Annotated in this window: 27 protein-coding genes; 3 read left to right on the top strand and 24 right to left on the bottom strand. The window is 42.3% G+C overall.

Annotated elements, in window-relative coordinates; genetic code table 11:
* Positions 1–4 precede the first annotated feature (4 nt).
* The 5 genes from GX654_10760 to GX654_10740 form a co-directional block, all read right to left on the bottom strand.
* Positions 5–1033 (bottom strand): protein BatD, encoded by a 1029-nt coding sequence (locus GX654_10760; GenBank protein NLD37337.1) that lies wholly within the window; start codon positions 1031–1033, stop codon positions 5–7.
* A gap of 206 nt (positions 1034–1239) precedes the next feature.
* The gene (locus tag GX654_10755; GenBank protein NLD37336.1) at positions 1240–2349 is read right to left on the bottom strand and encodes a hypothetical protein; all 1110 of its coding nucleotides are present in this window, start codon (positions 2347–2349) and stop codon (positions 1240–1242) included.
* 5 nt (positions 2350–2354) lie between these two features.
* On the bottom strand, positions 2355–3230 hold the full coding sequence (locus GX654_10750; GenBank protein NLD37335.1) for a DUF58 domain-containing protein: 876 nt from the start codon (positions 3228–3230) through the stop codon (positions 2355–2357).
* On the bottom strand, positions 3227–4216 hold the full coding sequence (locus tag GX654_10745) for an AAA domain-containing protein (GenBank protein NLD37334.1): 990 nt from the start codon (positions 4214–4216) through the stop codon (positions 3227–3229). The genes GX654_10750 and GX654_10745 overlap by 4 nt, the downstream gene beginning before the upstream one ends.
* A 196-nt stretch (positions 4217–4412) precedes the next feature.
* Entirely contained in the window at positions 4413–4745 is a 333-nt protein-coding gene (locus GX654_10740; protein NLD37333.1) for a DUF2007 domain-containing protein, read from the bottom strand.
* Between the two features lie 151 nt (positions 4746–4896).
* Between GX654_10740 and GX654_10735 the strand changes: the two genes are divergently transcribed.
* Both GX654_10735 and GX654_10730 read left to right on the top strand, forming a co-directional pair.
* The gene (locus tag GX654_10735) at positions 4897–5586 is read left to right on the top strand and encodes an SDR family oxidoreductase (protein NLD37332.1); all 690 of its coding nucleotides are present in this window, start codon (positions 4897–4899) and stop codon (positions 5584–5586) included.
* 52 nt (positions 5587–5638) lie between these two features.
* The gene (locus GX654_10730; protein NLD37331.1) at positions 5639–6154 is read left to right on the top strand and encodes a hypothetical protein; all 516 of its coding nucleotides are present in this window, start codon (positions 5639–5641) and stop codon (positions 6152–6154) included.
* A 63-nt stretch (positions 6155–6217) separates the two neighbouring features.
* Here the strand turns inward: GX654_10730 and GX654_10725 are convergent, their stop codons facing one another.
* From GX654_10725 to GX654_10690, 8 genes are all read right to left on the bottom strand, one after another.
* Positions 6218–7507, bottom strand: coding sequence for an MFS transporter (locus GX654_10725; GenBank protein ID NLD37330.1), 1290 nt, complete (start codon positions 7505–7507; stop codon positions 6218–6220).
* 116 nt (positions 7508–7623) lie between these two features.
* Entirely contained in the window at positions 7624–8898 is a 1275-nt protein-coding gene (locus GX654_10720) for an FtsX-like permease family protein (protein NLD37329.1), read from the bottom strand.
* Positions 8899–8911: 13 nt separating this feature from the next.
* Positions 8912–9607 carry an ABC transporter ATP-binding protein gene (locus GX654_10715; protein NLD37328.1) on the bottom strand — a complete coding sequence of 232 codons (696 nt, stop codon included), beginning with the start codon at positions 9605–9607 and terminating at the stop codon, positions 8912–8914.
* On the bottom strand, positions 9604–11649 hold the full coding sequence (locus GX654_10710) for an HlyD family efflux transporter periplasmic adaptor subunit (protein NLD37327.1): 2046 nt from the start codon (positions 11647–11649) through the stop codon (positions 9604–9606). Before GX654_10710 ends, GX654_10715 begins: the two co-directional genes overlap by 4 nt.
* On the bottom strand, positions 11633–13570 hold the full coding sequence (locus tag GX654_10705) for a TolC family protein (protein NLD37326.1): 1938 nt from the start codon (positions 13568–13570) through the stop codon (positions 11633–11635). The genes GX654_10710 and GX654_10705 overlap by 17 nt, the downstream gene beginning before the upstream one ends.
* 453 nt (positions 13571–14023) lie before the next feature.
* Entirely contained in the window at positions 14024–14854 is an 831-nt protein-coding gene (gene htpX, locus GX654_10700; protein NLD37325.1) for a zinc metalloprotease HtpX, read from the bottom strand.
* An 82-nt stretch (positions 14855–14936) separates the two neighbouring features.
* Positions 14937–15191 carry a GlsB/YeaQ/YmgE family stress response membrane protein gene (locus GX654_10695; GenBank protein ID NLD37324.1) on the bottom strand — a complete coding sequence of 85 codons (255 nt, stop codon included), beginning with the start codon at positions 15189–15191 and terminating at the stop codon, positions 14937–14939.
* A gap of 184 nt (positions 15192–15375) precedes the next feature.
* The gene (locus tag GX654_10690; protein ID NLD37323.1) at positions 15376–15915 is read right to left on the bottom strand and encodes a tetratricopeptide repeat protein; all 540 of its coding nucleotides are present in this window, start codon (positions 15913–15915) and stop codon (positions 15376–15378) included.
* Positions 15916–16071: 156 nt separating this feature from the next.
* On the opposite strand from GX654_10690, the gene GX654_10685 reads away from it, so the two are divergent.
* Complete coding sequence (locus GX654_10685) at positions 16072–16299, top strand: hypothetical protein (GenBank protein NLD37322.1); 228 nt, start codon at positions 16072–16074, stop codon at positions 16297–16299.
* A gap of 120 nt (positions 16300–16419) precedes the next feature.
* Here GX654_10685 and GX654_10680 read toward each other — a convergent pair whose 3' ends face one another.
* From GX654_10680 to GX654_10630, 11 genes are all read right to left on the bottom strand, one after another.
* Positions 16420–17100, bottom strand: coding sequence for a hypothetical protein (locus GX654_10680; protein NLD37321.1), 681 nt, complete (start codon positions 17098–17100; stop codon positions 16420–16422).
* A gap of 113 nt (positions 17101–17213) precedes the next feature.
* Positions 17214–17555: a hypothetical protein gene (locus GX654_10675; protein ID NLD37320.1), complete on the bottom strand. Its 342-nt coding sequence runs from the start codon at positions 17553–17555 to the stop codon at positions 17214–17216.
* A 254-nt stretch (positions 17556–17809) separates the two neighbouring features.
* Positions 17810–18202, bottom strand: coding sequence for a hypothetical protein (locus tag GX654_10670; GenBank protein ID NLD37319.1), 393 nt, complete (start codon positions 18200–18202; stop codon positions 17810–17812).
* A gap of 266 nt (positions 18203–18468) precedes the next feature.
* Complete coding sequence (locus tag GX654_10665; protein NLD37318.1) at positions 18469–18720, bottom strand: hypothetical protein; 252 nt, start codon at positions 18718–18720, stop codon at positions 18469–18471.
* A 65-nt stretch (positions 18721–18785) separates the two neighbouring features.
* Positions 18786–19391 carry a SnoaL-like domain-containing protein gene (locus GX654_10660; GenBank protein ID NLD37317.1) on the bottom strand — a complete coding sequence of 202 codons (606 nt, stop codon included), beginning with the start codon at positions 19389–19391 and terminating at the stop codon, positions 18786–18788.
* A gap of 167 nt (positions 19392–19558) precedes the next feature.
* Positions 19559–20131, bottom strand: coding sequence for a nitroreductase family protein (locus GX654_10655; GenBank protein ID NLD37316.1), 573 nt, complete (start codon positions 20129–20131; stop codon positions 19559–19561).
* A gap of 15 nt (positions 20132–20146) precedes the next feature.
* Positions 20147–20665, bottom strand: coding sequence for a VOC family protein (locus GX654_10650; protein NLD37315.1), 519 nt, complete (start codon positions 20663–20665; stop codon positions 20147–20149).
* Between the two features lie 125 nt (positions 20666–20790).
* Complete coding sequence (locus GX654_10645; protein ID NLD37314.1) at positions 20791–21363, bottom strand: NERD domain-containing protein; 573 nt, start codon at positions 21361–21363, stop codon at positions 20791–20793.
* Positions 21364–22008: 645 nt separating this feature from the next.
* The gene (locus GX654_10640; protein NLD37313.1) at positions 22009–22488 is read right to left on the bottom strand and encodes an ASCH domain-containing protein; all 480 of its coding nucleotides are present in this window, start codon (positions 22486–22488) and stop codon (positions 22009–22011) included.
* Positions 22427–23932: an N-acetyltransferase gene (locus GX654_10635; protein NLD37312.1), complete on the bottom strand. Its 1506-nt coding sequence runs from the start codon at positions 23930–23932 to the stop codon at positions 22427–22429. The genes GX654_10640 and GX654_10635 overlap by 62 nt, the downstream gene beginning before the upstream one ends.
* 15 nt (positions 23933–23947) lie before the next feature.
* Positions 23948–25924 (bottom strand): DUF2075 domain-containing protein, encoded by a 1977-nt coding sequence (locus GX654_10630; GenBank protein ID NLD37311.1) that lies wholly within the window; start codon positions 25922–25924, stop codon positions 23948–23950.
* Between the last annotated feature and the right edge of the window lie 595 nt (positions 25925–26519).

Below are 26519 nucleotides of genomic sequence, written 5' to 3'. Positions count from 1 at the left end.
GTATCTAGTCCTGTTCCTCTGTTCCCTGTATAAATGCCTTGCAACTGTCAAAGCTGTTCTGGATATCCTTTGTCTCAGGCTCAAACCTTGCAAATTTCACAAGGTCGCAGTGCCTTAGAAAATTATTCAGAAGGGGTTTAAACCGGTCAGGAAACCCCTGCGCCGATTCAAGCCCTTTTAGAAACTCCTCTGTGGTCTGTTCAGGGGCACGTAAGCCAAACCTGTTTTCAATATATCTCCTTATTATGGAGCTGAGTCTCAGATAAAACAGCTTGATCTCTCCCTTATCAATAAGGTCTTCTTCAACAAGGTCCTTAAGCTCATTATAGGCAATTTCATGTGCCTTAAGCCTTATCTCAATAGTATCCATTCTCATGAATCGTTTTTTATAAAAATAGACCCCTACAGCAAGGAGTATCAGTAAGCCTGCACCTGTGCCCCCCCATATCCATACCATGTATGACCTGGGGTAGGGCAGGGGAGGGATGATATCATGAAGTTTGAGATCCTTTACATCATCAGGCAAAAGGGATTTAACCTTTATTGTGATCTCAGGGGTTTCTATTAAATGTTTCTTGTTATCCTCTTTTTTATAGAAGGTGATCTTCATGGGCATAATGGGATAATCGCCGGAGAGAAAGGGCTCAAGTATGTAGGTGCGCCTTATGAGTTTTCTTTTATTATCTTTGAGCTCAGGCTGTGAAGTGTGGTAATCGACTATGCCGAACTGTTCAAGCTTGTCACCAAATGAGGGGAGCTCCACATCATATTCCTCATCAATATCAATGGATATGGAAAGGTTAACCTGTTCAGCAATGGTTATCTCTTTTTTGTCTGACTCAAGTGTGACCTTTGCCGGCCCCCTTTCGACAGTTTCATTGATTCTATCAACCTTTTTTTCAGGTGTCTCTTTTCCTGCACCATCCTTTTTGCAGGAAGGAAAAAGAACAAGGCACAGGAGCATTATCGGGATTAAAAAACATCCGCTATGTCTAGCTGAAAAAAATTTGTTTATATCTATAAAAAATTGCATCAATAAACCTTACTTATAACCACGGAGAGCACGGAGAAAAGATTGAAAAATAAAATCTCTGTGTCCTCCGTGTCCTTGTATGGTTGAAGTGACAAGTTAAAATTGAACCGCATAGACGCAAAGGACGCTAAGAAAAACAAAATTTATTTTTTAATAACATAATAAAAAGCTTTTCTCCGTGCTCTCCGTGTACTCCGTGGTGAATATTACTTATCCTTTTTCGTTAAATCCGGTTTTGCTTCTCCGCCAGCTATGGCAGAGCTGTGAACCACCACATTATATTTTTCCCTGAGCCTTCCGATCAGGGCACTTTGTACATCCCTTTCCTTTTCGTTCATGAGATCAAGCATAACCCTCTCTTTTACCTTCTCAAACTCAGGTGCCTGCTCCTTGCCATCTTTATCCTTTTCATTATATTTCGTTTTGTTTGCCTCATAAAAATTGCGGACATCACTCTCAGTTACCCTTATCTCATCCTTATAGGCATTTTCCATGACCTTTGATGCGAGCATGCTGCGCTCCATCTCTGTGATGGCCTCCCTCATCTCATCTGTCTCAGCAAGCCGCTCCTCCCTTGCCTTTCTGTAGAGCATCTCTTCTATGATGTACTGTTCAAGGAACATCCTCCTGCCACTGTCAGATGAATACTGCTTAAGAAGGTTCTCCTTTTCCATGTTGATCCGGTCAGGGGAAAGATACCTTGAAAGCCCGCTTATTCGTGATGCTGTAACCTTTTCTATCCTTTTATCCAGCTCTTCACGGGTTATTTTTAAAGTGCCTATCTCTGCAACTACCTGATCACCATGTTTTATCGAATCCGTGTTTGCTCCAACCCTGTCATTAAGATCATAACGCAGTGCCGCAAACCTGCCTGCCTTTTCAAGGCACCTCTCTACACGCTGGTTTATCTCATCGCGTATATCATCAGGGGAGGCAAATGCCTCAGACCTGTAATATGCATGAAGGGCATTATCATAGTCACCTGCTGCCTCGGATATCTTGCCGATCCTGTACCATATCCTTGCGGTTTCATTGGCATCTGTTTCCGCAAACTTGAGATACTCCTTCCATGCGTTGATGGCCTCTCTGCTTATCTCCTGTTTTTCAAGTTTAAGGGCAAGCGATTTTAAGGCTCTGACAGATGGGGAAATGCCATTGCCTCCTGCGTCTGATCTTACTGGCCTGATAACAAAGAGCATTGCATTAAATATGGATAAAATTATAAGCAGTGCCAGAATAATGTATATCCATCTCAAGGGAGACCTCCCTTTATTTTTACCTGTAGAAGGGATGCTGAAGTCCAGACCTTCTGCCATCTTTTTTACCTCCTCTGCTCCCTGTTTCTGAAGAATTTTACAAGGTCAAATACATAATCCTGACCTGTCCTGATATCTATGTGGTCAATATCTGTTGACCTGAATAGTTTTTTAAGGGATTCAAGCCTTGATTGGCCCATTTGTTCATACCCCTTTCTGAAGGATGCGCTCCCCGTATCTATAATTATCGTTTCGCCTGTCTCAGCGTCCTCAAGTTCTATCAGCCCAACATCAGGCATGGTGATCTCCCTGGGGTCGGTAATGGACACGGCTATCAGGTCATGCCTTTTTCCCAATATCCGCAACTGCTTTTCATACCCCTCGCCCTGGAAGTCTGAAACCAGAAAAACAACACTCTTTTTATGGAGCACCCTGCCAAGGTAGTCCATGCCTGCCACAAGATCGGTCTTTACCTGCCTTGGTTTGAAATTCAGCAGATCCCTTATGAGCCTCAGTACATGGGTGGTGCCCTTTTGAGGCGGGATAAACATCTCTATCTGATCGGTAAATACGATAAGCCCCACCTTGTCATTGTTTTTTATAGCGGAAAAGGCAAGCAGGGCGCATATCTCAGCGGCTGCCTCATTCTTTATCTGCCTTGTGCTGCCGAACGCCCCTGAGGCAGAAAGATCCACAAGGAACATAACAGTCAGTTCCCTTTCCTCCCTAAAGAGCTTTACATAGGGGTGGCCTGCACGGGCTGTTACGTTCCAGTCAATGGTGCGGATATCGTCACCCACCTGGTACTCGCGCACCTCCTGGAACTCCATGCCTCTTCCCTTGAAAAGACTTTCATATTCACCTGCAAGGCCGTCATTAACCGCCTTACTGGTAAATATCTGGATATATCTGATCTTTTTTGCGAGTTCAGCAGGTATCATGGGACATCAACAGTCTGTAAAATATGGTTAATAATATCTTCGGGCCTCTTTTCCTCTGCCTCTGCCTCATAGGTAAGTATGACCCTGTGCCTTAATACATTCATTGCCACATTTTTTACATCCTGCGGTGTTACATAGCCCCTTCCCTCCATAAAGGCGTTTGCCTTTGATGCCATGGCAAGAAATATTGAGGCCCTTGGTGAGGCGCCGTACCGGATATAATCCTTTATATCAAGTTTATATGCATCAGGGTTTCTTGTTGCCTCAACTATATCAACAATATACTCCTCTATCTTTTCGTCCATATAGATTTCATCGGTGAGTTCCCTGATCCGTTTTACATCATCAGGCGCAAGCACAGGGTCAACATCAAGACCAGGCGCGCTTTTTGCCATCCTTTTAAGGATCATGTGCTCGTCTGATTTGGAAGGATATGAAACAACTATCTTGAGCATGAACCTGTCCACCTGCGCCTCTGGAAGAGGGTAGGTGCCCTCTTGCTCAATCGGGTTCTGGGTGGCCATTACCATAAAGGGGTCAGGAAGGGGATAGCTTGTATCGCCAATAGTCACCTGCCTCTCCTGCATGGCCTCAAGGAGTGCACTCTGCACCTTTGCGGGCGCCCTGTTGATTTCATCAGCCAGAATGATGTTCGCAAATATAGGCCCTTTTTTGGTGGTAAAATCCCCTGTCTTGGGGTTGTATATGAGTGTGCCTATCACATCTGCCGGAAGCAGGTCAGGCGTAAACTGGAGTCTTTTAAATGATGCCTGAAGCATCTTTGAAAGGGTGGTTATGGAGAGCGTCTTTGCAAGGCCCGGCACACCCTCTATAAGTACATGGTTATTGCACATAAGGGCAAGTATAAGGCCGTCTATGAGTGCGTCCTGCCCCACTATTATCCTGTGCATCTCGGTTCTTATACGCTGAATCAGCGGGCTCTCCTTTTCTACCCGCTCACCGATCCTTTTTACATCAACAGTCATATTCTTTCCTCCAGTATTCTTAATGGGTATAACTCATAAAAAATAACAATAACCTGCCGGAGCCGGTCAGGTTACTCATTACTTTTAGTTAGCGACTTTAGACAAATAAAACGAAATATTGTTCCGGAAAATCATAAAAAAATTGGCATGAATCTAAGGTCCATAACCATTTATGTCAAGTGATTTTAGAATACTTTTACAGCTTGTATTCCGCATCAAGAAGCACCTCTTTTGCCACCTCGAGGTCTTCATTCTTTACCATCAGGCGGATACCGTGGACATATGTCATGGAAGGGTAAACGCTTCCGCAGTCATCACTTATTGTAACAGCCTCAATATCATTGGCCTCAAGAAGACCCTGGGCAAGATCAGCCTCATATTTATCCGCAAAAGAGATGAGATGTTCCCAGTCAACATACTCCGGTATATCCTCAGGTTCAGGGGGCAGCTCAAAAACAAGGTCAATATCACATTCGGTACATCTTAAAATACCCTCTTTGTATTCTGCTTTGCATTTTGGACAGAACATGATGCCCTCCTTAAAAAAAGGTTTTTATAATTTAAAGCTTGTTGCCTGTGCCTGATCAAAACATCAGGCAGTAAAACTATACTCCTTTTTATGTAAAAGGAGAAAGGGTTTTTTATTTACACCCCCTAATCTAAAGTGGTAAAAAAGCGACATGATAAATAATCTTAATGATAAGGTGGCTGTAATCACCGGGGCAGCAAAGGGAATAGGTTTTGCCTCTGCCGAACTGTTTCTCAAGCATGGTGCAAAGGTGGCCTTTTGTGACCTTCATAAGGGAGATATTTTAAAGGCCAAAAAGAGACTTGTGAAATTTGGAGAGGTATTTGCTGAACCTGCTGATGTAAGAAAGGAAACAGATATAAAAAGATTTTCAACGGAGGTAATAAAGCGGTTCCGCAGGGTGGATATACTTGTCAATAACGCTGGTATATTGCCGAGGAGGGCCTGTTTCAGTGATCACACATTTTCAAATATAAATAATACCGTGGATACAAACCTCAAGGGGACCCTTTTTATGACAAGGGCGGTTTTAGGCCCAATGCTAAAGACCAGATCAGGTGTGATAATAAACCTCTCATCAGAGGCAGGGATTACAGGCTACAGTGATATGGCCATATACTGCGCAACCAAGTTCGGTATAAGGGGCTTTTCTGAGGCGCTTGATGAAGAACTTATAGATAAAGGTATCAAGGTATATGTGGTCTGCCCCGGGGCAGTAAAGACCGGGCTTAATTCCGGATTTACCGGTGAAAAGGCGATAGGTATGGACCCTGAAAGGGTTGCAGAGCTCATTGTAGAAATTGCAGGCACAATGCCTGATGACAGATGTTTCAGTATCTAATGTTTTAATAAACAGGCAATCTGGTATTTAAAATCTAATAAAGGAGGGTAGTATGAATCCGTTTGTTGACAAAATGATAAGGGCGGCAAGGCTGGACATCACTCTGTATGAAGAGGTGGAGAGAGATAAGACAGTAACATTTGAGTCAATGATGGTGGTAGTCCTTGCGAGTATAGCCTCTGGCATCGGGCTCATGGGAAAGGGCGGGTTTGCCGGCCTGATTACAGGCACCCTGGTTGCCCTTATAACATGGCTTATATGGGCTTACCTTTGCTTTTTTATTGGTACTAAATTTCTGCCTGAACAGGATACGAGCGCCGATTATGGTGAACTCCTCAGGACATTAGGTTTTGCCAGTTCTCCGGGTATTGTAAGGATACTCGGAATCATACCCGGCCTGGGACAAATCATATCATTTCTAGCCGGTATATGGATGCTGGTTGCTATGGTAATTGCGGTAAGGCAGGCCCTTGATTACAAGAGCACCCCACGCGCGGTTGGTGTTTGTATTATAGGGTGGATTGTCCAGGCAGTAATTATGTTTATTATTTTTAAAATATTTAAATAGGTTTCAGAAATGCCCCTTCAGGGTATAACGAGCAGATGCTTGATACCCTGAAGGGGCAAAATTCTACTGCGCGTCCTTCCTGAAACCGGGTGATAGAAAAAAGAAGATTATCATAAACAGGCAGAGTATAGCGCCTGCTATCATTAGTGAGTAAGGCGTCCCGATCTTTTCTGCGACAGCCCCGAAAGGCACAGCGCTAAGGGGCATAATGCCAAAGGTCATAATAGAGAGGCTCACCATCCTTCCCCTCATCTCATCAGATGATTTTACCTGCATAAGGGTATTATTCAGTGCCATGAATATTGAGCTCATGAACCCTACAGCAAATATTCCGGGGAGGGCTGTGTAGTATGAGCCGCATCCTGCAAACATCAATAAAGCAACACCCCATGCAAGGCCGTTTAATATCAGGACTATTCCCCTGTTTTTCATGTTATTAAAGGATGCAAGTATAAGTGTTCCGAGCAATGACCCAAAACCCATGCTTGCCTCAAGAAGCCCCAGGCCAGGGGAATGGGCATCAAGCGCCTCCCTTGCCCAGGCGGGCAGGAGAGATACATAAGGAAATCCGAAGACAGCAGGCACCAGTGAAAGCAACACCAGCCCCAGTATAACTGGATTATGTTTTGCATACCTGAATCCTTCAACTATATCGTCAGTAACACTTTTTTTGCTTTTACCTGTTGCATTTTTACCTGTTTTCAGCATGCAGAGAAAAAACAGCGAAAACAAATGTATAACAGAAATCAGGAAAAATACCCCTGATGTCCCAATAAAAACAATCAGAAACCCTGCAAGTGACGGCCCCACAAGCCTTGTGGAGTTGGTGGCGGAGTTGTTCAGTGCAATCGCTGACATAAGATCATTCTCAGGGAGAATATCAGAAAAAATGGATTGCCTGCTTGGCATGTTTACGGCCACTACTGACCCGTTTACTATACCGATCAGGATCAGATGCCAGAACCTGATAATTCCAAGATAATCAAGTGTTGCGAGCAGCAGTACTGTTAGGGTTACTATGATCTGACTTATGATCATTAATTTGCGTTTAGGAAACCTGTCAGCGAGTACACCTCCCACAAGAGACATAAATGTCATGGGCAGGGCAAAGGACATGGTCACAAATGATAGTGCAAGGGGCGAATCATTGGTAAGCCTCAGTATGAGCCATCCCCTGGTAAGCTGCTGCATGCCTATTGCCATGAAAGAGGTAAAGTTGGCCAGCATAAGCCATCTGCAGTCAATGTATTTGAGAGGGGCCAATGCCTTGAACATATATATATAGCTGTTGTTTTGAGGGCCTGCTGGCTTCTGGCTGTCAGCGCAGTCCGGTTTTGATGAATCAGGATTCAATATGGTTCCCCTTTGCTCTCAGATTATTGATAACCGATATAATGAGGAGATAGTGTTATACAAATAATAAACAGGGATCATATTATAAATATGATCCCCTGTTCAATATTTATTTACTACTCGTGTCTGAGTGCAATAATGGGGTCAACCTCGGCTGCCCTTGCGGCAGGATAAATCCCAAAAATAATGCCTATCCCTATGCTTATTACAAAGGGCAGTATGATGCTGAATGCAGTAATAACCGTCGGCATCTTTGTGAAGAGGGTTATTAAAAGAGGTATGATTATGCCGAGGCATAAGCCTACAATCCCTCCGATGGTAGAAAGCACTACAGTCTCAATAAGAAACTGTGTGATGATCTGTTTCTTTTTGGCGCCAATAGCGCGCCTGATTCCTATCTCGCGGGTCCTTTCTGTTACAGAGGCCAGCATGATATTCATGATGCCAATGCCTCCGACAAGCAGGCTTATACCTGCAATGGAGCCAAGCACGATATTTGTGGTCCTCTTCTGCGCCTCTGCCTGGCGCAGCATGGCAAGGGGTACGCTCATTTCATAATCCTTTTTAGGATGAAATTTCTGGAGCATTGCCTCTATCGCTTTTGCTGTTGATTCAACATTTTCAAGATCATCCACCTGAACAATAGCCTTGTTAAGCTCAATCCTGTTCATCTCTTCTGAACCGGTGGAGCGTTTCATGCTTATATCGCCATAATATGACCTGGCCACATTCAGGGGTATATATGCATCCACATTAAGATCAGGGAGTTGTATATCTGTTCCTGAACCGGATTCAGCCTCGCTCTTGACAATACCAACGATCTGGAAATTGTTTTCTCCTATGGAGAGATTCTGACCAATAGAGCCTCTTGTGGCTAAAAGCCGCCGTGCGCCATATTCTGTAAGCACGGCTACTGCTGATTCTTTTACAAGGTCTGACTGTGTCAGAACCCTCCCTGCCTCAAGAGGTCTTCTTACCAGATCAAACCATGCAGGGGTTGTGCCCACTACCCTGAGTTCAAGTGTCCTGTCACCCAGTCTCCCCTGTTTACGCACCTCTTTTACAGGAACTGCCGTGCGTATGGATGAAAATGTCCCTTCTATCCTCTCGAAATCCTTGTATGTAATACCGTAAACACTCATCCGTGTGCGAGTACTGGTGGTTGCCTCATCTTCCCTGGATTTAACAGATGTGATGGTAATATTGTTGCTCCCTACCTTCCTGATCTGATCCATGGCCTCTTTGCTTGCCCCCTCTCCAACAGAAAGCATGGCAACAACACTGCATACCCCAAAGATCACACCCAGGGCTGTAAGGAAAGAGCGCAGTTTGTGAAGAAGCAGGTTTTCTATGCCAAGCTGTACATCACGTAAAAATTTTGTGTCTTTTATTAATATCTTCATACTATTCTATTCTTTCGACAACGCCGTCTTTCATAATAAGGATATTCTTTGCATTTTCAGCAATGTCCGGTTCATGTGTTACCATTATTATAGTCTTTCCCTGCTCATTGAGCTCCTTGAGCATTTCAATTATCTGAACGCCTGTTGCAGTATCGAGGTTGCCGGTTGGCTCATCAGCAAGAAGAATGAGAGGGTCATTAGCAAGCGCCCTTGCTATCGCCACACGCTGCATCTGCCCGCCCGAAAGCTCTGTGGGGCGATGATCAAGACGGTTTCCAAGCCCGACACTTTTAGCAAGCTCCTTTGCTCTTTCTGCGCTCTCTTCAGGGTCCCAACCGAGATAATAGAGGGGCAGTTCAATGTTGCGCTGCACTGTAAGCTGGGGGATCAGGTTGAAACTCTGAAATATGAACCCCAGATGCCTCAGCCTGAATTCACTTAATGAATCATCATTAAGCCTGCTTACATCCTCGCCTTCCAGAAAATAGTGCCCCTTTGTAAGTCGGTCCAGGCAGCCAAGTACATTCATCATAGTACTTTTTCCTGAGCCGCTGTGACCCATGATCGCCCAGAAACTGCCCTTTTTAAAGGAGACATCAACACCATTAAGCGCCCTCACCTCCTCAGAGCCCATAGGGTAGATCTTGTAGGCATTTTCAAGCCTTATAACATCATCGGCTGCCTGTGTGTCAATCATCTTGCCCCTCCGGGAAAACCGAAATTCCCTCCCTGACCGCCGGGCATACCGCCCATTCCCCCTCTGCCACCTGCTCCTCCTCTACCGAATGAAGAGGGATCAGGGGCCTCATCGAGGGTGATAAAACCATCACCATTTATATCCATGTTGCCAAAGAACTCTTCTGGCCCCATAAATTCGCTTTTGGATATCCTGCCATCCCCGTCCTTGTCGCCCTGTTTTATAAAATCCTCTTTGGTGCGGGGCATATTGGCCCTGTTGGGGTTGAATGCAGGTATTTCAAATTCTGAGACATCAATAAAACCATCGCTGTTCTTATCCATCTTCTTGAACTGCTCTTCGCCCATCATGAATTCACTCTGTGAAATCCTGCCATCTCCGTCTGCATCGCTCATTTTGAACATCTCATCCTTTGAGGGCATAGGCATATTACCCATGTTGCCTCCGCCAGGGCCTGTTGGCGTACCCGCTGCTGAACTGTTAAGAGGAGGGTTCTCTATGCCTTCAAGTATCTCAATCTCTTCAGGCTCTGTTGTCATAGTGGCGTAAGCAAGCGGAGGTGTAAGGGAAACTGTTTCACCCTCCTTTAATCCCTTTAGAATATGGATATTGAGGTTATTGGCCAGACCTATCTCAACCTGTCTTGGTTTCAGGCTGGAGCCGCTTGCTATAAATACGGTCGGTTTGTTGTCAACCCTGATCACCGCCTGGACAGGCACATAAATGGCATCTGAATACTGTTCAACAATGATCTCTGCTTTACAGCTCACGCCCGATCTTACTTGGTTTATGTTCTCGGAGTTATCAAGCTCGATCACAGCAGGGTACAATTTAAGGTCGGGACTCATAAATGAAGACATGGCATCTGCTACGGGTGAAAGGCTTGTCACTCTGCCCCTGTACTGCTCTCCGGGGATTGAATCAATTGTGATCAATGCTGTAAGACCCACTCTGACCTTGTCAAGGCTTGACTCATAGATGCTGACCTCCGCAATAAAACCGGCTGTAGTGGGCAGGTGGATCAGCTCCTGCCTTTCACGAACCGATGATCCTGCGCTCAGAGGCTCTGTCATAGAGCCAAACCTTGGTCCCCTTTCTGTGCTTGTGGCATAAAGGGCTTGGCCGTCAGCAGGGGAATATATCTTTGTCTTTTCCAGTTGCCTTATGGTCTTGTCAAGTTTATCCCTTGCCTGTTTGAGTTCTGCCTCCTTGGCCTTTAGGCTTGCCTCTGCCTGTACAACATCTGCCTTTGCCTTTCTGGTAACCCTTTCAAGGGCCATTTCAGCCTGACTCATGTCGCTTTCAAGCTGTTTTATCTGACGCGTGTAGGTGAACTTACTTAACAGGTCCAGTTCGTTTTTAGCAAGTTTAAGGTTGAGTTCCTTCTGTTTTTCAGCAAGTTCATCCGCATCGAGCTCCATCTGTGACAGATATTTTTCATTAAACAGCTTTTTAGACCATTCATATTTTTCCTGTGCGCGCTTATGCTCCTCTTCAGCCAGTGTAATCTTTGATTTTGCCTGCATCTCCTGGTTGGGGTATTCACCATTCTTGTATTTTTCAAGGTCCTGCTTTGCAAATTCAAATGCAAGCTGGGCCTTGTCAACATCACTCTTTGCCTGGTTTTCTACAACAGCAAGGTTTTCACGTGCGCTTATGAAGCCTGCATCTGCATTTTGAAGCTGTGTCTCCTCGTTCATCTTCTGGGTTGTAAGGTTGCTTGAATCAAGCTCAACAAGGAGGTCTCCCTTTTTTACTATGGTGCCCTCATCAATTATATAGATAATCGAGGTATTACCCTCAACCTCATTTTTGACTATGATCTTTTCTTTTGGCTGTATTGTTCCGTTTTCTATAATGCTTATCCTTAATGGGCCCTTTATGGCCTTTGCGGTTGCTGCCGCTTTACCCTGCTTGCCACCACCAAATAATGAGGTGAGGATAAGTATAAAAACAATAAGGATTACTACGCCTGCAATACCTGCATGAAGCGGTTTCTCTTTTATTAATTTGATGATTTCATCTCTATTCAGCATTTGCATTATTATTACCCTCCTGGGAAAATTCCTGTATAAGGCCATCTTTATCTATTTCAAGCAATTCGGTATTCCGTTGAAATTCGAGTTCAGCAATCCTGTAGTCGATAACAGCAGAGGTAAGTGAGTTTCTTGCAGAAAGCAGCGCATCCTGTGCCTCTAAAAGATCACGTACCTGGGCCCTGCCTGCCTCAAAGAACAGGGTAGTGCTGTTCACCCGCTTTTCAGCAACCGATACAGCCCTGTTCTGTATCTTTAACGCCTCCCTTGCCTCAGACATGGATCTTAAGCTCTGGCGCACTGATAATTTTATATCATCCTCAAGTCTCTGAAAACTGCGTAAAGCCGATTCAAGGGATATGTAGCTTTCACGGTATGCCCTGCGTTCAGATGTCCTTTCAATGGGGAGGTCAATACTCAAAAGGGCGCTGTAAAAACCCATATTGGGCCTGAGTTTGCCATCTTCCATTGTCGCCATGCCAAGTGACCGTGATTCTCCTGCGCGCGCATTTCCCATAAAGGTAAGTTCCGTACCGAGTGCGTCTGCTCTTATGACAACACTCCTCTGTGCATCAAATACCTTGCCCTCCTGCACCTTTAAATCAAGGCGGTTTTTGAGGCCAAGCTCTATAGCGGCCCTTTCTTCAAGCTCCATAGGGCCGACATCAGATCTGTCAGGGTCTTTGAGTGTAATTTCTATGTCAGCGGGAGGGATTACGCCCCCTGTTTCTGAAACATCTTCACCACCTGTCTTTGGCACTATGGTTTGTATATATGTTATCAGGCTCTCAAGGTCTGATCTGTCAAGATCGATAAAGGCATCCGGCGGAAGACCGAGAAGCTGTTTGAATGAGTCCATCCGGTTATTATACTGCGTCATTGCTGATATCCAGCGGTTGCGAGCAAGCAGCTCATTCTGCACTGCCTGGTCTACCTCTATCTCTGTGAGTCTTCCTGCATCAGCAAGCCTTCTGGTCCTCCTTGCAGACCTGATAGAGTTTTTATAGTTTTCAGCCGAGTTGTTCAACTGGTCAATCTGCCTTAAAACATTAAAATAGTTTGTTGCAATATTAACTGCAAATGTCTTTTTGTACCTTTCAAAATCCCAGACAGCATACATTACATTCCGCTCTGCCTGTGTCAGGTTTTCAGAATAGATATATGTCTTGGAGCCCCTTAAAAGCGGTATGGTTATTGATGCATCACCGGATATACCTCTTGATGATTCTTTGCCCCCTGTAAGCAGGCTTACCAGGTCAACTGCAAGGTTTGCGGCCAGTTTGGAGCCATCCTTCAAGGTCTGGTTCAGGCCAAGGTCTCCGCCATGTTCAAGCCCCTTTTTTGTTGGAGACTGGCCCTTGTCTATGCTCAGGGTTGAATCACCCTTCATCCTGGCAATAAGGGAGTAATCATTCCTGTTAAGGTCAAGGGTAAGGGCAGACCTGAAAAGGGTCTCCTTTTGTGACTGGTAATCATTACTGTTTTCAGCGGCAATCTGGAGCGCCTTTGTAAAATTGATAACAAGAGGATTTTTATCTTCCGGTATCTCAATCTTTTCGCCGGGGGTAGTTATTGCTGCCGGGTATTTTTTTTCTGGCCAGTGGGGTATCTTTGGAAGCGCATCGGTTCCGAGTGATTCCTCTCCTGATATGGCCAGTTCCTGTTCTGTTAAGAGCCTTCGTCTCAGGATATCGCTGGGCTTTTCAATGCTGAAATCATCCGCCTTGCCAAGCAGCCTTGCCTGCTCCTTTTTTATGATAGAGAGGGCGGTTTTATCAGCCCTTAAACGGTGACTTTTTGCTGAGCAGCCTGAAAACAGGGCAGGGGCGGCCAGTAAAAACAGAACTGCCGCAATTAGTAGATTCCTGCTGCATGATTTTGTTAAAACTCTAAATTTATTTGGATTAATTAAATCATATCTTTCCATAACAGACCTTACTAATAAATTTTTTGCTAAAAAACAGCATGTCTGATACCTCAATAAGCCATAAAAATCAAGATTATAAAAAATATGTTCAAAAAAAGACTTTAAATGCATTATTAATGTGTACATTTATCTTTTTTACTTACCCTGTACTTAACAATTATTATGCCAAACAAAATTCATGAGTGTTATTATTATTAAATTATCTAAAATGGCTAATAATGTATGTAAATTGGCATATCAATATTTTTACCTGTATATTAAATAGTCATAAAATTAACTGGTATGCATACTATGTATCCACCTGGGTATTCAATACATACCTGTATTCTTTTTAGCTTCGCGGTAAACTGCGCTACAGTCTTGAGCCTTCGGCCTGTGACATTATTTTAATTTACAGCCTGTAGATTAAGTGGTGGATCCTTTGGATAAGTTACAGGGGAAGTTGAATAATTGTTAATAACCTTTTTTACCAACAAAAAGCTGTAGACGTTTTACACGCTCTTCTGTGGCCGGGTGAGTTGAAAAGAGCCTTTGCATGCCCCCAAAAAAGGGATTGATGATAAACATGTGAGAATGGGCCGGGTTTCCATTTGTTAAGGGGAGCGCCTGTACACCCCTCTGGAGTTTCAAAAGTGCATTTGCAAGCGCCAGGGGCTTACCGCTTAATTCAGCAGCCCCTTCATCTGCCGTATATTCTCTCACTCTGGAGACAGCCATGCGAATCAGCATGGCTCCAAGAGGGGCGCCGATTAAAATAAAGATTGTCATAAGAGGATTGCCCCGCCTGTTCTGGTTCCCTGTGCCATAGCGGGCAAACTGTCCGAGCATGGCAATAGCCCCTGCAAATGTTGCAGCGATAGTGCCGGTAAGTATGTCACGATTTTTTACGTGTGACAGCTCATGGGCCATTACCCCGGTCAACTCATCATCATTAAGAATGCTCAATATTCCCTCTGTTGCTGCAACAGCCGCATGTTGGGGATTGCGGCCGGTTGCAAATGCATTGGGATTCTGTTCCGGGATAACAAAAACCTTTGGCATAGGCAGACCCGCCTTTTGAACCAGTTGAGCGACAATTTTGTACAGACGTGTTTCCGGCCCTGCCTGTGAAGCTCTATAGCGCTTCAGTATCAGTTTATCACTGAACCAGTATGAGAAAAAGTTCATGGCCGCTGCTATAAGAAAGGCTATTAAACCACCCTGTCCCCCTCCCACAAGGCCGCCGATAATGACAAAGAGGACAGTCAGTAATGTCATCAGAAAAAATGTACGGGTTCTATTCATGGTTAATAATCCATATCTCTCTTCTTTAATGCGATACAGGGTTATTTTGATCTATACTCATTCGCTGAAAGGATGGCGCTTGCTATTGTTTTTTCTTTAAAGAACGATAAATAGTCAAAAGGATTATTGCGCCAACAACACCCAGCAGAAGTGTTTTAATATTAAACTGACTGGTTGATCCCAGCCCTAAAAATGAGCCTATCAATCCTCCAAGAAAGGAACCTGCTATGCCAAGTATAGTGGTGATAATGATTCCACCAGGGTCTTTTCCAGGCATGATAAATTTTGCTAATAATCCGACAATTAAACCTAAAATGATCCATGACAGAATACCCATAATGTATCCTCCTTTTGTTTTAAGTATGGGTTTAATATTTGGTTAATAAATTTATTTTGGGTCTGGTTAAATTGTTGACTGGTAAATTTCTTTAAATTAATGCGATGAGTATATGGATACCACTCTTACATGTCAATATAAAACAAACCCACAATATTGTAGTGTTGCAGGGAGAAAAACCTTGTCACTTTGAATCGGCCATCTTCTTTTCCGTGAGCCCTATATTATGCTGAATCAGGTCAACCAGGGATTCCGACCCCTTAACTATCTCCAGTGCCTTTTTGTAATCCTTCATGGCCAGTTTGTACTGACCGGATATATAATAAGCTGTACCACGGGTGTTCAGTGCCTGCCATAAAGAGGGGTTGATCTTTACAGCACGGCTGCATTCGTCAACTGCCTCTTTTATATCGCCTTTGCTCGTTAAAGCTGCACATAGTGCATTATATGCAAAATATCGGATCTGTTTTGCCTCCGGGCCTGCTATATTTTTAAGACGGGCCACATAATCACGCGCCTTTTGAACGGCAAGCTCCTTTTTCCCCTCCTGCAGCAGCGTACGTATACCTGTAATTTCACTAGGTTCGGAGAACCATACAACAGTCTGAGGGTATGAACTATCCATGCCCTTGATCCGGGTACCGGTAGATTCTTCTGCTGCCGCATACAGCCCTGAAATAAGGAATAAAAAAGGGATAATAAAAAATGATATTTTCTTTTTCATAGAAGCACCTCCTTTTAAAAATGGTAGTGGTCAGTGAAGCATTAAAACCCTTAATATTTAAATATATTTTAAGGAGCGTTCGCCGTAAGTCAAGATTTCGACTCTCATATTTACCTGGCCGTGTAATGAGGTATTGTTATCGCTGTAAAGGATGCGATGGGTGAAGGAACAGTTGCGGGCATGAGCCCGCACCACATTAGCGATGTTTCCGGAAAACCGCGCGGCAACAGTACAGGTTCACCACCCGACCCGGACTCCAGGGCATCAAATGTGAATCCCCTTGTTTTGATCTTACTTGTTCGAATAACCTCCTCCCCATCGGGCCTGATACCAGATGTAAGATTTCAGGAACAAAAGGGTAACTATAAGGGTAAATATTGCTAAAAAAAATATGATAGCTGCATTTTTTCGTCTCAATGACTCAGGTCAAAATGGAGTTTTTATAAAAAATGTATCTATCAAGGAATAGCTCCTACTCTGTTCGTGCGTTATTTTTAACCTGGCTCAGTAATAAGTTATTCTCAACAGCGGCGCAGTGGCGACCTCAGCGTCATCGATTTCAATTAAACCTGAATCTGCGGAAAAATCGAGCAGAAACCTCAATTGCAAATCCGGCAGCCCATGATACTGTGCTTCATCCACCAGTTCTGTAACATCGATGACCACGAAATGGCCCTCATCCGAAGGGTAGAAATCGATGGGCATAGTCAGAAGGGGGGGCTGGATAGCCCTGCTGAAATCGCCAGCAACAAGATATGGCGGCTGAAAATCCACCAGATCAATCAGGAAGGGGAAAATTTGGCCGGGCTGTGAATCACTCATCCCTGCGATAAAGATCTCCAGTGTCGCCGATTCAATAACTGCATTCCGGGGAATTCCATCGACTTCCCGGAGCGGGAAATTGAGAAAACCGCGAAACTCTTCACCTGTCACCGGATCGACCCCTGCTAAAACACTGCCCGTATCTAGAACTGAAGAGATAGCATAGGTATCGTCCAGCGCAAGCCCGATGTCGCCGTCAGCATCAGCATCGCTTACGATTTCTGTATCATATGTACGCAATGGGTCATGTTTGCTGCGGCAGCTATTCAGGGTAAACAGTGCCAGTACCAGGACCGCATATAACACGATCCTTCCTGCCAGAGAAACGCCATTGTCTTTTTTCAGTCTATTCCTGATCATCATAATGAGCCTCCTTTGCTTCAAGCAACTTATGGTTATAATATCGGCTAAAAATAAAATATTTACATACAGCAAGATATATTTATTAAAGCCTTTTCCCTGAAATGCCTGTTTGGTTATACAGACACTGCTTTTAATAAATTACTCACCAGTTTAAAAATAATTCGGGGAATCCGGTTCATTCCAGGAGCAGATTCAAGACTGGCTGCAGAGACACCCTTACTGCAGCTCTGGCAGTGAGCGGCAAGCTTACTGTGTTTATTGAGGTAAGCAGGGCATGCCCCGCAATATGTCCCGCATGTGGCTGCAAGATGTACTTTTGCCTCACCACCCTGTACTGAAAATTCTTTTGAGGCTGTAATGCGATCCAGTGAACAGCATGCACAATAAACAGTTGCACCTGCCACCACTTTAACAAACATTCTTCGAGTTATTTTCCTGTTTTCATGTGAGGGCATATTTGCTCCCCCTCCTTTAAGAATGTTTATTTTAACGATCTCTTATGATGTTTTACCCTTTAAATATTTTTATGTAAGACCTCAATTTCGTATTGGATGTTGAATGTTCGATGTTCGATCCGTCGGCGTTAAAACTATGGCTGGACAGGTGTTCAATGTTCATCTATTTTCTTTTACTGACAGCCTATAGCCTAGAGCCTCTAACCTTTTTTCTATTTTCTCTTCCCTATATCCTATTTCCTATTACCTATCGCCTATTGCTTTATAACAATGCTGTCTCCCTGTTTGCATCCAAGCAGTTTTGCGGCGCTCTCCACATTTCTGGCAATCCTTAAAAAACCATCAGGGGTTATAAAAGCGACCCATTCTCCCTGTTGTACATCATCATATGTGGTTGCCATCATCACCTTGAAACTTTTATCTTTGAATTGCACCGTGAAGATTACGCCTTTAGTGATCCCGAGCCTTTCCAGGTCGGAAGAGACAAAGTCAGTATCAATATTGCCCCATTCAGGATTAATGGCCCTTACCATGCCGGATGCAGAGTTGGTATCATGTATGGCGCTGTCTGTTTCAATCGCGAGCATTGTGGTTGAAACACCCAGGAGAATGCCGGCCATAAGGACAAGCACAAGACCTCTTTTCATTTTTGCCTCCATTGATTAAGCGTGTTCAGGTCCCGGGAACATTTTTTAAAGAATACAGTGGATCATTGCCGTAAATATTAAATGGAGCATAAGGGTATTCCAAAACCATGTCAAGGAGCAATCCTGGATAATCCGAAAGCTGATCATTGATCATTGATAACTGCCCCCTCCAAAGTTTATTTTACCAGATGAATGGAAAAAGCCGCCAGCGTGTTTTTGTTGTATAATCAACATAGCCGGGCAGCTCATTCCGCAGGGTTTTATCTTCAAGGGCCGTTCGGATTGCCATAAGCAGGGTAAAAAGAATACCAGCTCCCAGGGCCGGAAATGAGCCCAGTCAATGTTATCAGCACAAGCACATATGCAATCATAAAAATCCAGCCGTTTAACCAGGATATGGTCCCAGCCGTTCCGAAAAGACAGATGGCAACAATTACAGTGATAAAACAGAGTCGACCAATCGCCTTGTTAGTTGTCGGGTTATTTGCTTTCAATTCTGATTCCGTTTCGTTTTCCATATCTAACCCTGTAGTCTAACCACCTTCTTTTGGCCGCCAGAGCTTAAGCGGAGGCGGCAGCCTACTTATTTTCTTCCCTCTTTTAGATACGTTTCCAGTGACGCCTCCGGCATGCCGCCCTCACTGCGGATAATGCGGTTTTTAAAGAGCCAGCGCCCATCCTGCTTGACCAGTTCAGCCCATTCTGTCCCGTACTCAGTAACTTTGGGCGGTGATGTCAGCAGCTCAGCCCCGAGGGTGAGCCAGATCATATATACAACGGCTTTATCACCCTTTAGATCAATATCCATGTTCGTGTATAATGTCTCGCCCACTCCCTTTGGAACGGCGTCTTCGGCTTTAGGTGCCTTTTCATCATCACCGATGAAACCTGCCTGGGAATACATGCCCTTGATCCCGTCACGGCCGCTGACAACCCAACCGTTTACGTCAAGCTTTGCGTCATCGGTGAAGAAAGATGCAAAGTCCTGCACCCCGTCCTTCCGGAATTGTGCATAGTAATTATTGATATGATCCTGTATAGCAGCACGGTCCAGCAGCGCCGTAATTTCAGGCGATACAGTTACTGTTGTGGGTGGATTGGAGCAGGAAGCCATTAATCCCAGCATGGCCAGGACAGCAAACAGCCTCAGGCTTACCTTCATGATGTGGCGATGATTGATTTCAGTCATGGTTAATCCTCCTTGTTTGTTTATACTTAGTTAGTGTCCATCCAGAAAGAGGCAAATTCTGGATGGAGATTATTTAGTATTGGATGTTGAACGTTGGATGTTCAATGTTCGATGTTCATTTTTTACTTTAGCCTCTTTTCTATTTCCTCTTCCCTCCAGCCTATAGCCTATATAACCGTAACACTTCCCTCTTTCCTGGGGCCCCGATCCTTAGGCTCACCCAGCGGATAACCAAAAAAAGCAGCAGCATATACGTCGTTACCATCAGGAATTTTAAACCTTTTCTTTACCTCAGTATCCGGAAAAAGGTCTCTGACAGTGGTATGTGTCCATCCTGACATCACCCCGAAAGAGGCGGCAGCGATAAACATATTTCCCATAGCCAGTACACAATCCAGGCGGGCAAGATCATCAGAAGCAGGGCCAGAAACAAGAATCAGTATTGGTGCGCCTCTGAACTCGGGTTCAGGCTTTACGATTATATTTGGCGGAACAGGCGGGGGCGTTCCTTTTGGCCCTCCACCGTTTTTTATCATATCTTCCAGCGCCTCTTTATACATCTTTTTCCCATCTTCAGACTTAACAACTGTAAAATGCCAGGCCTGCCTGTTTCTGCCGGTCGGTGCGTATTTCCCTGCTTCAATAATTGTTTCAAGAATATCCTCACCAACAGGAGTGCTCTCAAAGGCCTTGTAACTCCGGCGGGCCAGTATCGATTTTATTGTGTCGTTATCTATCATAATCATCTCTCCTTTCTATATTTTCTTATACTCAATCAGCTCAAATGCATTTCCTGAATTATCCCTGATGAAAGCAAAACAGATTTCAGGGGTATCGACAGGCCCGAAGGCAATCTCCACGCCTTTTGCCGTAAGTTCCTTTACAGCGGCCTTTGTATCGGACACCTGCAAGGCAAAATGTTTGAGACCCTGTACCTTGAAATCAGCATTCGGGTCCCTGCGATATTCCGGCAGAGGTTTTGACCCCTCAACCTGGAACAGCTCTATGTAGCAGTTACCCCGCCGGATATGGCCGATGCTCATTTTATCTGCGGTAACACCCTGATCCATCCGGACCACCACCTCAAACCCCAGCATCTCCCTGTACCATGCGATGGATTTATCGAGATCTGCCACACTGATAGCAACATGATGAAAGGATATTTCAAAACCGGTTTTGATTTTCTGTTCTTCAGCCATCAGTCCCTCCTTTAAAGCAGCCAGTGTAAGAAACAATACTAAACCAATTACAACTACTCTAATCTGTTTTTTCATTAAACCATCTCCCCTAAAAAGCAAAGCCTTTTATAATAATTTGAGATAAAACCTCAAATTATTATTGGATGTTGAACGTTCGATGTTCGATGTTCATCTTTTCTTTTTTCCTGACAGCCTATAGTCTAACTACCTTCAATCTTTTTTCTATCTTCCTTTTCAATCTGAACTGTAATCGGTTCCACATCACGGCATACCCTGTCAAGCTGGTGAACTATTCGCTGAACCATGTTTTCGGATAAAGGAGTTTCTTTTTTATTTTTCAGGAATGTTTTTATCTCTTTTGGGCTCAGAACATTTACACCCCTTGGAGCAGACTTCCTTTCCACAAACCATCCCGGTATTGTAAGAATCGCCTCCACATTTACCTGTTCACCAACAGCGCTGGTAAGCCACTTCTGAAGCCATATGGCGTTTATTCTTGCCTGCTTAAGAGATGAGGTGTCTGTATAGCGAGGGAAAATCAGGCTTGCACCATCAAAGACAACTGTATAACTCTTATTCCCTTTTTTATCCGATGATTTTGACCGTGTCTTTGTCTCAACAGCATAAACACCCGATCTACCAACGACGATATGATCTATGTTGTATTTCGTTATTGTGTCTGAAACTAGATCATGAAAAACATGATACCCATCCAGCATAAGCAGATTAAGCTCCTGCCCAACAGCCACCTCACCATCATAGCCCAATCGCAAGGCTCTTCTCTTGTTTAGTTGTTTCCATAACTTAATAAAGTAGAACGACTCAAAAAATAACATGATAATAAAATAGTAAAACAGATGTAATTTAAAGATAAAGGCAGGGGTTAATATGAATAAGGGAATAATTACAACTATACTGGTATTACTTGATATTTCTTCACTTAAAGCCTGTATTTGTTCATACAGGGATTGCCCCGAGCTCCGTAAAAAACTATCAGTGAATGGAGCACGTTTGTTTTTCCTGGCCTGATACCACCTGTAAAATGTCAGGAACAAAAGAGGTATCACAAAGGCACAAATTGCTAAAGCAAAGTAAAGGTATTGCATCTTTATTTCCTGATTTTAAGAGTTAATGAATTATTAAACATCATCCTGCTATATTCTATAAGCCCAAGTAATTTGAATTTTTAAGGTTCCACTAAACTAGAGTCTCTTATTTTCATGTACGTGCTATATTCCCCATTCTAGGTATTGAGAGACATCCCCTTCCATTGCCAACTAAATTTCTAACGAGCTTTACGCTTTATTTCCTCCTTAACTTTAAGGATTTCCTACTGCGCCGCAATATCAGGTAACTTTAAATTTAAAGGTCATCCCCCTAGACTGACCCCGGTGTTTCATGCAGAAATCTAGACTATTTTAACCCTCAAACACCCTCATGACCATTTTTTTATCCACGAACTTTTTAAATACTTTTTTAAAAGTATACTCATTAACATATAAATAAGACTGGGGCACCTTAAAATTATCGTCTATTTCAGATGGTTTTACTTCTATTTTTAGTTTATAAATGAACCCTAACTCAATTGCACATGCATTTTTAGCTCCTTTAAAATATTTACGATATTCTTTTCGACTAATGCCAGCGGCATGTTTAGTGCTCTCCCATATTCCATATGGTGAACCCCAATGCACTTTTACGACTTTAGCAATAGCCACTATATTTTTAATGGGAGAGCTTGAATAAATAATGATATGAGATAGATTCTCATTTATCATTGTCCTTCTGTATTCGAATTTTTTTTCTCCATTTACTATACGATCGGCGTAAATGGGTTTAATCGGCATGAAAGCAATTTTCAACTGAGTATTTTTCGGTAATTTTTTTAAAGGACTCATTAGAAATTCTCCGGATTGTCTGTATATTACCTTTAACGATTTCATTATCGGTTAACCATTTAAATGGTATTGTCTTTGAAAAATGTAAAGCGAGTCTAAACAAAATAACTTTTGTCTTTTTTTCGGCCATCTTTTCTATCTCTTCAAAAGAATAAACTGTTCTTTTTGAAACGAGTTGCACGATTTCATCTGTATTGTCAAAATCATCTGAAATTTCGACAATACCCAAACTGGTCAATGCTTTTTTGTCATGTGAACGATAGAACATTATAATGTCACCACTTTTTATGCCTTTAACTGGTGCATGACATAAATAAGCTTGTTTGATAGCATTTCCAACAATTTGTTTAGAACTGTCTATGTTGAAATGATGAAAAATATCTAACTGATCCTGGATATCTGGGAATAATATTCTATGGTATTGGGGGATTATGGGAACTATAAATTTTCCAATACGACTCTCATTTTTAAAGTGGGGAAAGTATCTTCTATTATATTCAACCGGTTCTTCAAATGAATTAGGAGGTATTGATGGATGTTTTTTAACATATACTAAATCACCCTTGTATTTACCAAATTCCAAAAACCCGAAATTAACACAAAGATCTCTTAAAAAACCCTGTTTATTTGGGTTCATATGCATGAATAGATTCTCTATTTTATTATCATAAGCATATCGAAAAGCTGCTTTTAAGAATAATTCACCTATCTTTTTCCCTCTAACATCTTCACCGACTTTAAATGTACATAACTTTAAAGTCTTTCCTGGTAACGCCTTATGATCGTCTGTAAGAATAGGATTCTTTTGTTCGTCAAAAATACAGACGGCATCTATTTCTTCAGCTTTTGATTTATATACCCAGGCTTTCCTACCCTCTTGAGAGACTTTCTCATACCATTTGTCGAAGTCCACATAATCTTCTCTTAGAGAATCAAAAAATGGTTGAGTTGAATCGATCTGGTACAAAGGAAGTTCTAATATGTTAGGTAAAGATATAGGTTCACGAGCATAGAGTCGGTTTAAAAATTCTACATGCTGTTGTAAATAATGTACACGATCTGATATTTGTAGATCTCTGGCTTTTTTATGTAGTTCACGATCCTCTGTAATAAGGATGTTAACTGCATTTTTATAAACAGCGTAAAGGATATTATTGTCAGCCTTATCATTTTCATTTGATTCTTTTAATCCAAGTTCCTTTATCACTTTTTGAGATGGAATAGGTGGTGATACCAGAGACGAATATTTTAAAATTCTTGAAATATTACTAACTTTACGTGCTTCATTAGTATCACGTCTTATGTCATCGAGTGATGCAGGGTGAAATAACAAAATATGATTATTTTCATTTGCTATGCGAATAAGTGAGGCAAAACTAACATCAAGAGCTTTCGATGAATCCTCAAGTGGAATTATGATATTCGTGTCAAGTAATATTCGCATAGAATAATAAGGTTTCTACAGTGTTTTAATTCCAATACTTTTAAGATATTTATATGTAAGGTCATAATATTCTTTTTTACGAGTATGGTCATCATCATTACCTTCAGGTACAACTATTACCATTCCTTGCCTTGCCCTTGTTAGTAAAACACGATAGGCATTTACCAGGTAATTTTTTCTATCTTTTTTATGGATATGTTGCCATTTATCGCCCACAAAGGAAAATGTTTGCCAACCATTTTCTGAATACCGCAAATCCCCATCCCACGTAACACAAGCCCAATCAAGTTCAAGTCCTTGGATATGAAATTCTGTCGCCACATCTTCGAGATAATAGGATGACCTAACATCATCTCTATCATTAAGGAACCAATAAACTGGGTTCATAGGGGTTTTTACATCAATTGCAAAGGGCTTTAATCTTTGTGCTTGAGAAGAGACTATGAGACCGTACCTTTCACTACCACGGGCTTTTTCTTTTAACCACTGTTTTGCTTTTAATAAATCCCTTGTTAAGACAATCGGGTAGTTCGATGAAATTTTACTGAGAGTTTCAGTTGCCTTTTCAACTTCTCTATCCAATAGGTGTTTGACAAAAAGGGAGAGGTTTTCAGCTCTGAAAGATCGCATTGATACGGCTAAATGTAAATCCGAGTTTAAATTAACTGTTGTCACATGCTCAAGCGTTTTAATGGAGGCTACAGCAGCATATTCAGAATCGCTTAAATTTGGAGAGATATAAACTTCCCATTTATTAAACTTTGTCCCTATTGCATTCAACCATTCTGAAATACCTGCCTCACCAGTGTTTATTTCCTGACCGCCTCCAACTAAGCAGACAACAACGGCCCAATCTTCATGTCTATCAAGACAAGAAATAAGGAATTCAGGTTCAGAGCTATTAAAATCATGAATACCCTTTTTCTGTTTCATAAATTTGATAGTTTGCTCTTTATGCCATGCACGCTGGGCTTCATCAAAAATTGCGACATGATCGTAAGGGGGATTTAAGTCAGTGAGGTACGCGTCACGATAATGGTGGATTATTTGTATGAAGGATTTTACGCTTGCCTTTGCCATACTTTTTGGAAATTTATTACCTCTGGCTTTTTCATTGGCTACTTTATCTCGTACCAACGCCTCTTGTAGTATTGCTACTAATGGGGCATTGCCTGACAAATAAACACTCGCATTTCCATTTTGTTCATCAAGGCGTGAAGTGGCTACTTTGAGCCCTACGAGAGTTTTTCCTGCACCAGGTACCCCGGTAACAAAACATATTATCTTTTTATGGGTCTCCTTTGCGTGGTTGATTATGTCCGAAATGGCTTTTGTTGTAATAGTTAGATTTTTAGCTTCAGCATCACTTCTTGTAATCTCATCAACTGTATGGCTGTTATAAAGTGATACTGCTGCCTCTATAATGGTCGGAGTCGGTGAATATCTACCTTTTGAATAAAATTCTCCATTAATTTGTCTATTTTCTTTAAAGAAAGAGATAACATTCGAAAATACGGTATTCAAACCTTCTTTATTTATGCTGATTGGAAATATCACATTGTCATTATGGGACGTAGTAACAATATCGATGAATGATTTTTTAGCTTCAGTTGCTACTAAGATTGGCACCAATACAGCTGTATGGCTTGGTTCATGGAAGTTTTTCAAGTCTAAAGCGTAATCCCATACCTGCACAATATGGTTGCGATGGTATTTAGTTTCCCCGACCTTAAATTCAATTACAAAGACTACATTTTCCATGATTACAATAACATCTACTCTTTTACCCATCCTGGGAATAGAAAACTCAAAAAAAATAGTTCCATTAAACCCTGACAATGCTTCTTTAAGGATTGAAATTTGGATTTCCCATGATTTGTTTTGATTGAATGTAGAATCAAAAGTATTTGAAAGAGTTATTTCACCAATAATCTCTTCTGTGCTTTTTTTGAGGAATGATTGAATGTCATCTTTATAATAGTAGTTTAACAAATTTCACTCAGCTCTCTATAAAAGGGATTTTTTTAATGAAATAATAAAAGGATGAATTTATTTGAAGAAATTCCGGCAATACCAGTTTTCCATAATATGGGAATAATTCTCGAAAGATGTTCCAGCGTAATTCTTTTTCAGACGCAGCCATGAGAAAAATCAAACCTCAAACATCAGCGGTAAAACTGATCACTTTTTTCAGGTTTTTACTAATATTAATGCAAAATCTCTTGAAATCTATTTTTTTAAGGCTGGGTTGTTGTAACAGAAAACTTTGCAATGATCAATGAACAATTATCAATTATCAGCAATCAATTAGAAATATAGGCTGTCAGACAAGATTTCCATCTTCGCCAAGGCTACGACGGACAGACAAAATTCAATTTAACCACGAAACACACGAAATACACGAAAGGGGTTTTATGTTTAAAACAATAATTAAAAAACCTGTTACTTTTTATAACTGCTTTTTTTAGTGTCGTTCGTGTGGTTCGTGGTTGTAAAAGATTTATAAAGTACTTTTTGAATAATTTTCCAGTAATGCCTCGGGCATACCGCCTTCAGTGAGGACTACACGGTTTTTGATGAGCCATCG

This window comes from Desulfatiglans sp. (assembly GCA_012513605.1).
Classification (GTDB): Bacteria; Desulfobacterota; DSM-4660; order Desulfatiglandales; family HGW-15; genus JAAZBV01.
The sequence above is the reverse complement of the archived record's forward strand: the minus strand, read 5'-3'. Positions and strand labels throughout refer to the sequence as shown.

Bases quoted from the DNA above. Each gene is read 5' to 3' on its own strand.
- GX654_10760 (NLD37337.1), bottom strand. From the start codon at position 1,033: ATGCAATTTTTTATAGATATAAACAAATTTTTTTCAGCTAGACATAGC.
- GX654_10755 (NLD37336.1), bottom strand. From the start codon at position 2,349: ATGGCAGAAGGTCTGGACTTCAGCATCCCTTCTACAGGTAAAAATAAA.
- GX654_10750 (NLD37335.1), bottom strand. From the start codon at position 3,230: ATGATACCTGCTGAACTCGCAAAAAAGATCAGATATATCCAGATATTT.
- GX654_10745 (NLD37334.1), bottom strand. From the start codon at position 4,216: ATGACTGTTGATGTAAAAAGGATCGGTGAGCGGGTAGAAAAGGAGAGC.
- GX654_10740 (NLD37333.1), bottom strand. From the start codon at position 4,745: ATGTTCTGTCCAAAATGCAAAGCAGAATACAAAGAGGGTATTTTAAGA.
- GX654_10735 (NLD37332.1), top strand. From the start codon at position 4,897: ATGATAAATAATCTTAATGATAAGGTGGCTGTAATCACCGGGGCAGCA.
- GX654_10730 (NLD37331.1), top strand. From the start codon at position 5,639: ATGAATCCGTTTGTTGACAAAATGATAAGGGCGGCAAGGCTGGACATC.
- GX654_10715 (NLD37328.1), bottom strand. From the start codon at position 9,607: ATGATTGACACACAGGCAGCCGATGATGTTATAAGGCTTGAAAATGCC.
- GX654_10710 (NLD37327.1), bottom strand. From the start codon at position 11,649: ATGCAAATGCTGAATAGAGATGAAATCATCAAATTAATAAAAGAGAAA.
- GX654_10705 (NLD37326.1), bottom strand. From the start codon at position 13,570: ATGGAAAGATATGATTTAATTAATCCAAATAAATTTAGAGTTTTAACA.
- htpX (NLD37325.1), bottom strand. From the start codon at position 14,854: ATGAATAGAACCCGTACATTTTTTCTGATGACATTACTGACTGTCCTC.
- GX654_10695 (NLD37324.1), bottom strand. From the start codon at position 15,191: ATGGGTATTCTGTCATGGATCATTTTAGGTTTAATTGTCGGATTATTA.
- GX654_10690 (NLD37323.1), bottom strand. From the start codon at position 15,915: ATGAAAAAGAAAATATCATTTTTTATTATCCCTTTTTTATTCCTTATT.
- GX654_10685 (NLD37322.1), top strand. From the start codon at position 16,072: ATGGGTGAAGGAACAGTTGCGGGCATGAGCCCGCACCACATTAGCGAT.
- GX654_10680 (NLD37321.1), bottom strand. From the start codon at position 17,100: ATGATGATCAGGAATAGACTGAAAAAAGACAATGGCGTTTCTCTGGCA.
- GX654_10675 (NLD37320.1), bottom strand. From the start codon at position 17,555: ATGCCCTCACATGAAAACAGGAAAATAACTCGAAGAATGTTTGTTAAA.
- GX654_10670 (NLD37319.1), bottom strand. From the start codon at position 18,202: ATGAAAAGAGGTCTTGTGCTTGTCCTTATGGCCGGCATTCTCCTGGGT.
- GX654_10665 (NLD37318.1), bottom strand. From the start codon at position 18,720: ATGGAAAACGAAACGGAATCAGAATTGAAAGCAAATAACCCGACAACT.
- GX654_10660 (NLD37317.1), bottom strand. From the start codon at position 19,391: ATGACTGAAATCAATCATCGCCACATCATGAAGGTAAGCCTGAGGCTG.
- GX654_10655 (NLD37316.1), bottom strand. From the start codon at position 20,131: ATGATAGATAACGACACAATAAAATCGATACTGGCCCGCCGGAGTTAC.
- GX654_10650 (NLD37315.1), bottom strand. From the start codon at position 20,665: ATGAAAAAACAGATTAGAGTAGTTGTAATTGGTTTAGTATTGTTTCTT.
- GX654_10640 (NLD37313.1), bottom strand. From the start codon at position 22,488: ATGAGTCCTTTAAAAAAATTACCGAAAAATACTCAGTTGAAAATTGCT.
- GX654_10635 (NLD37312.1), bottom strand. From the start codon at position 23,932: ATGCGAATATTACTTGACACGAATATCATAATTCCACTTGAGGATTCA.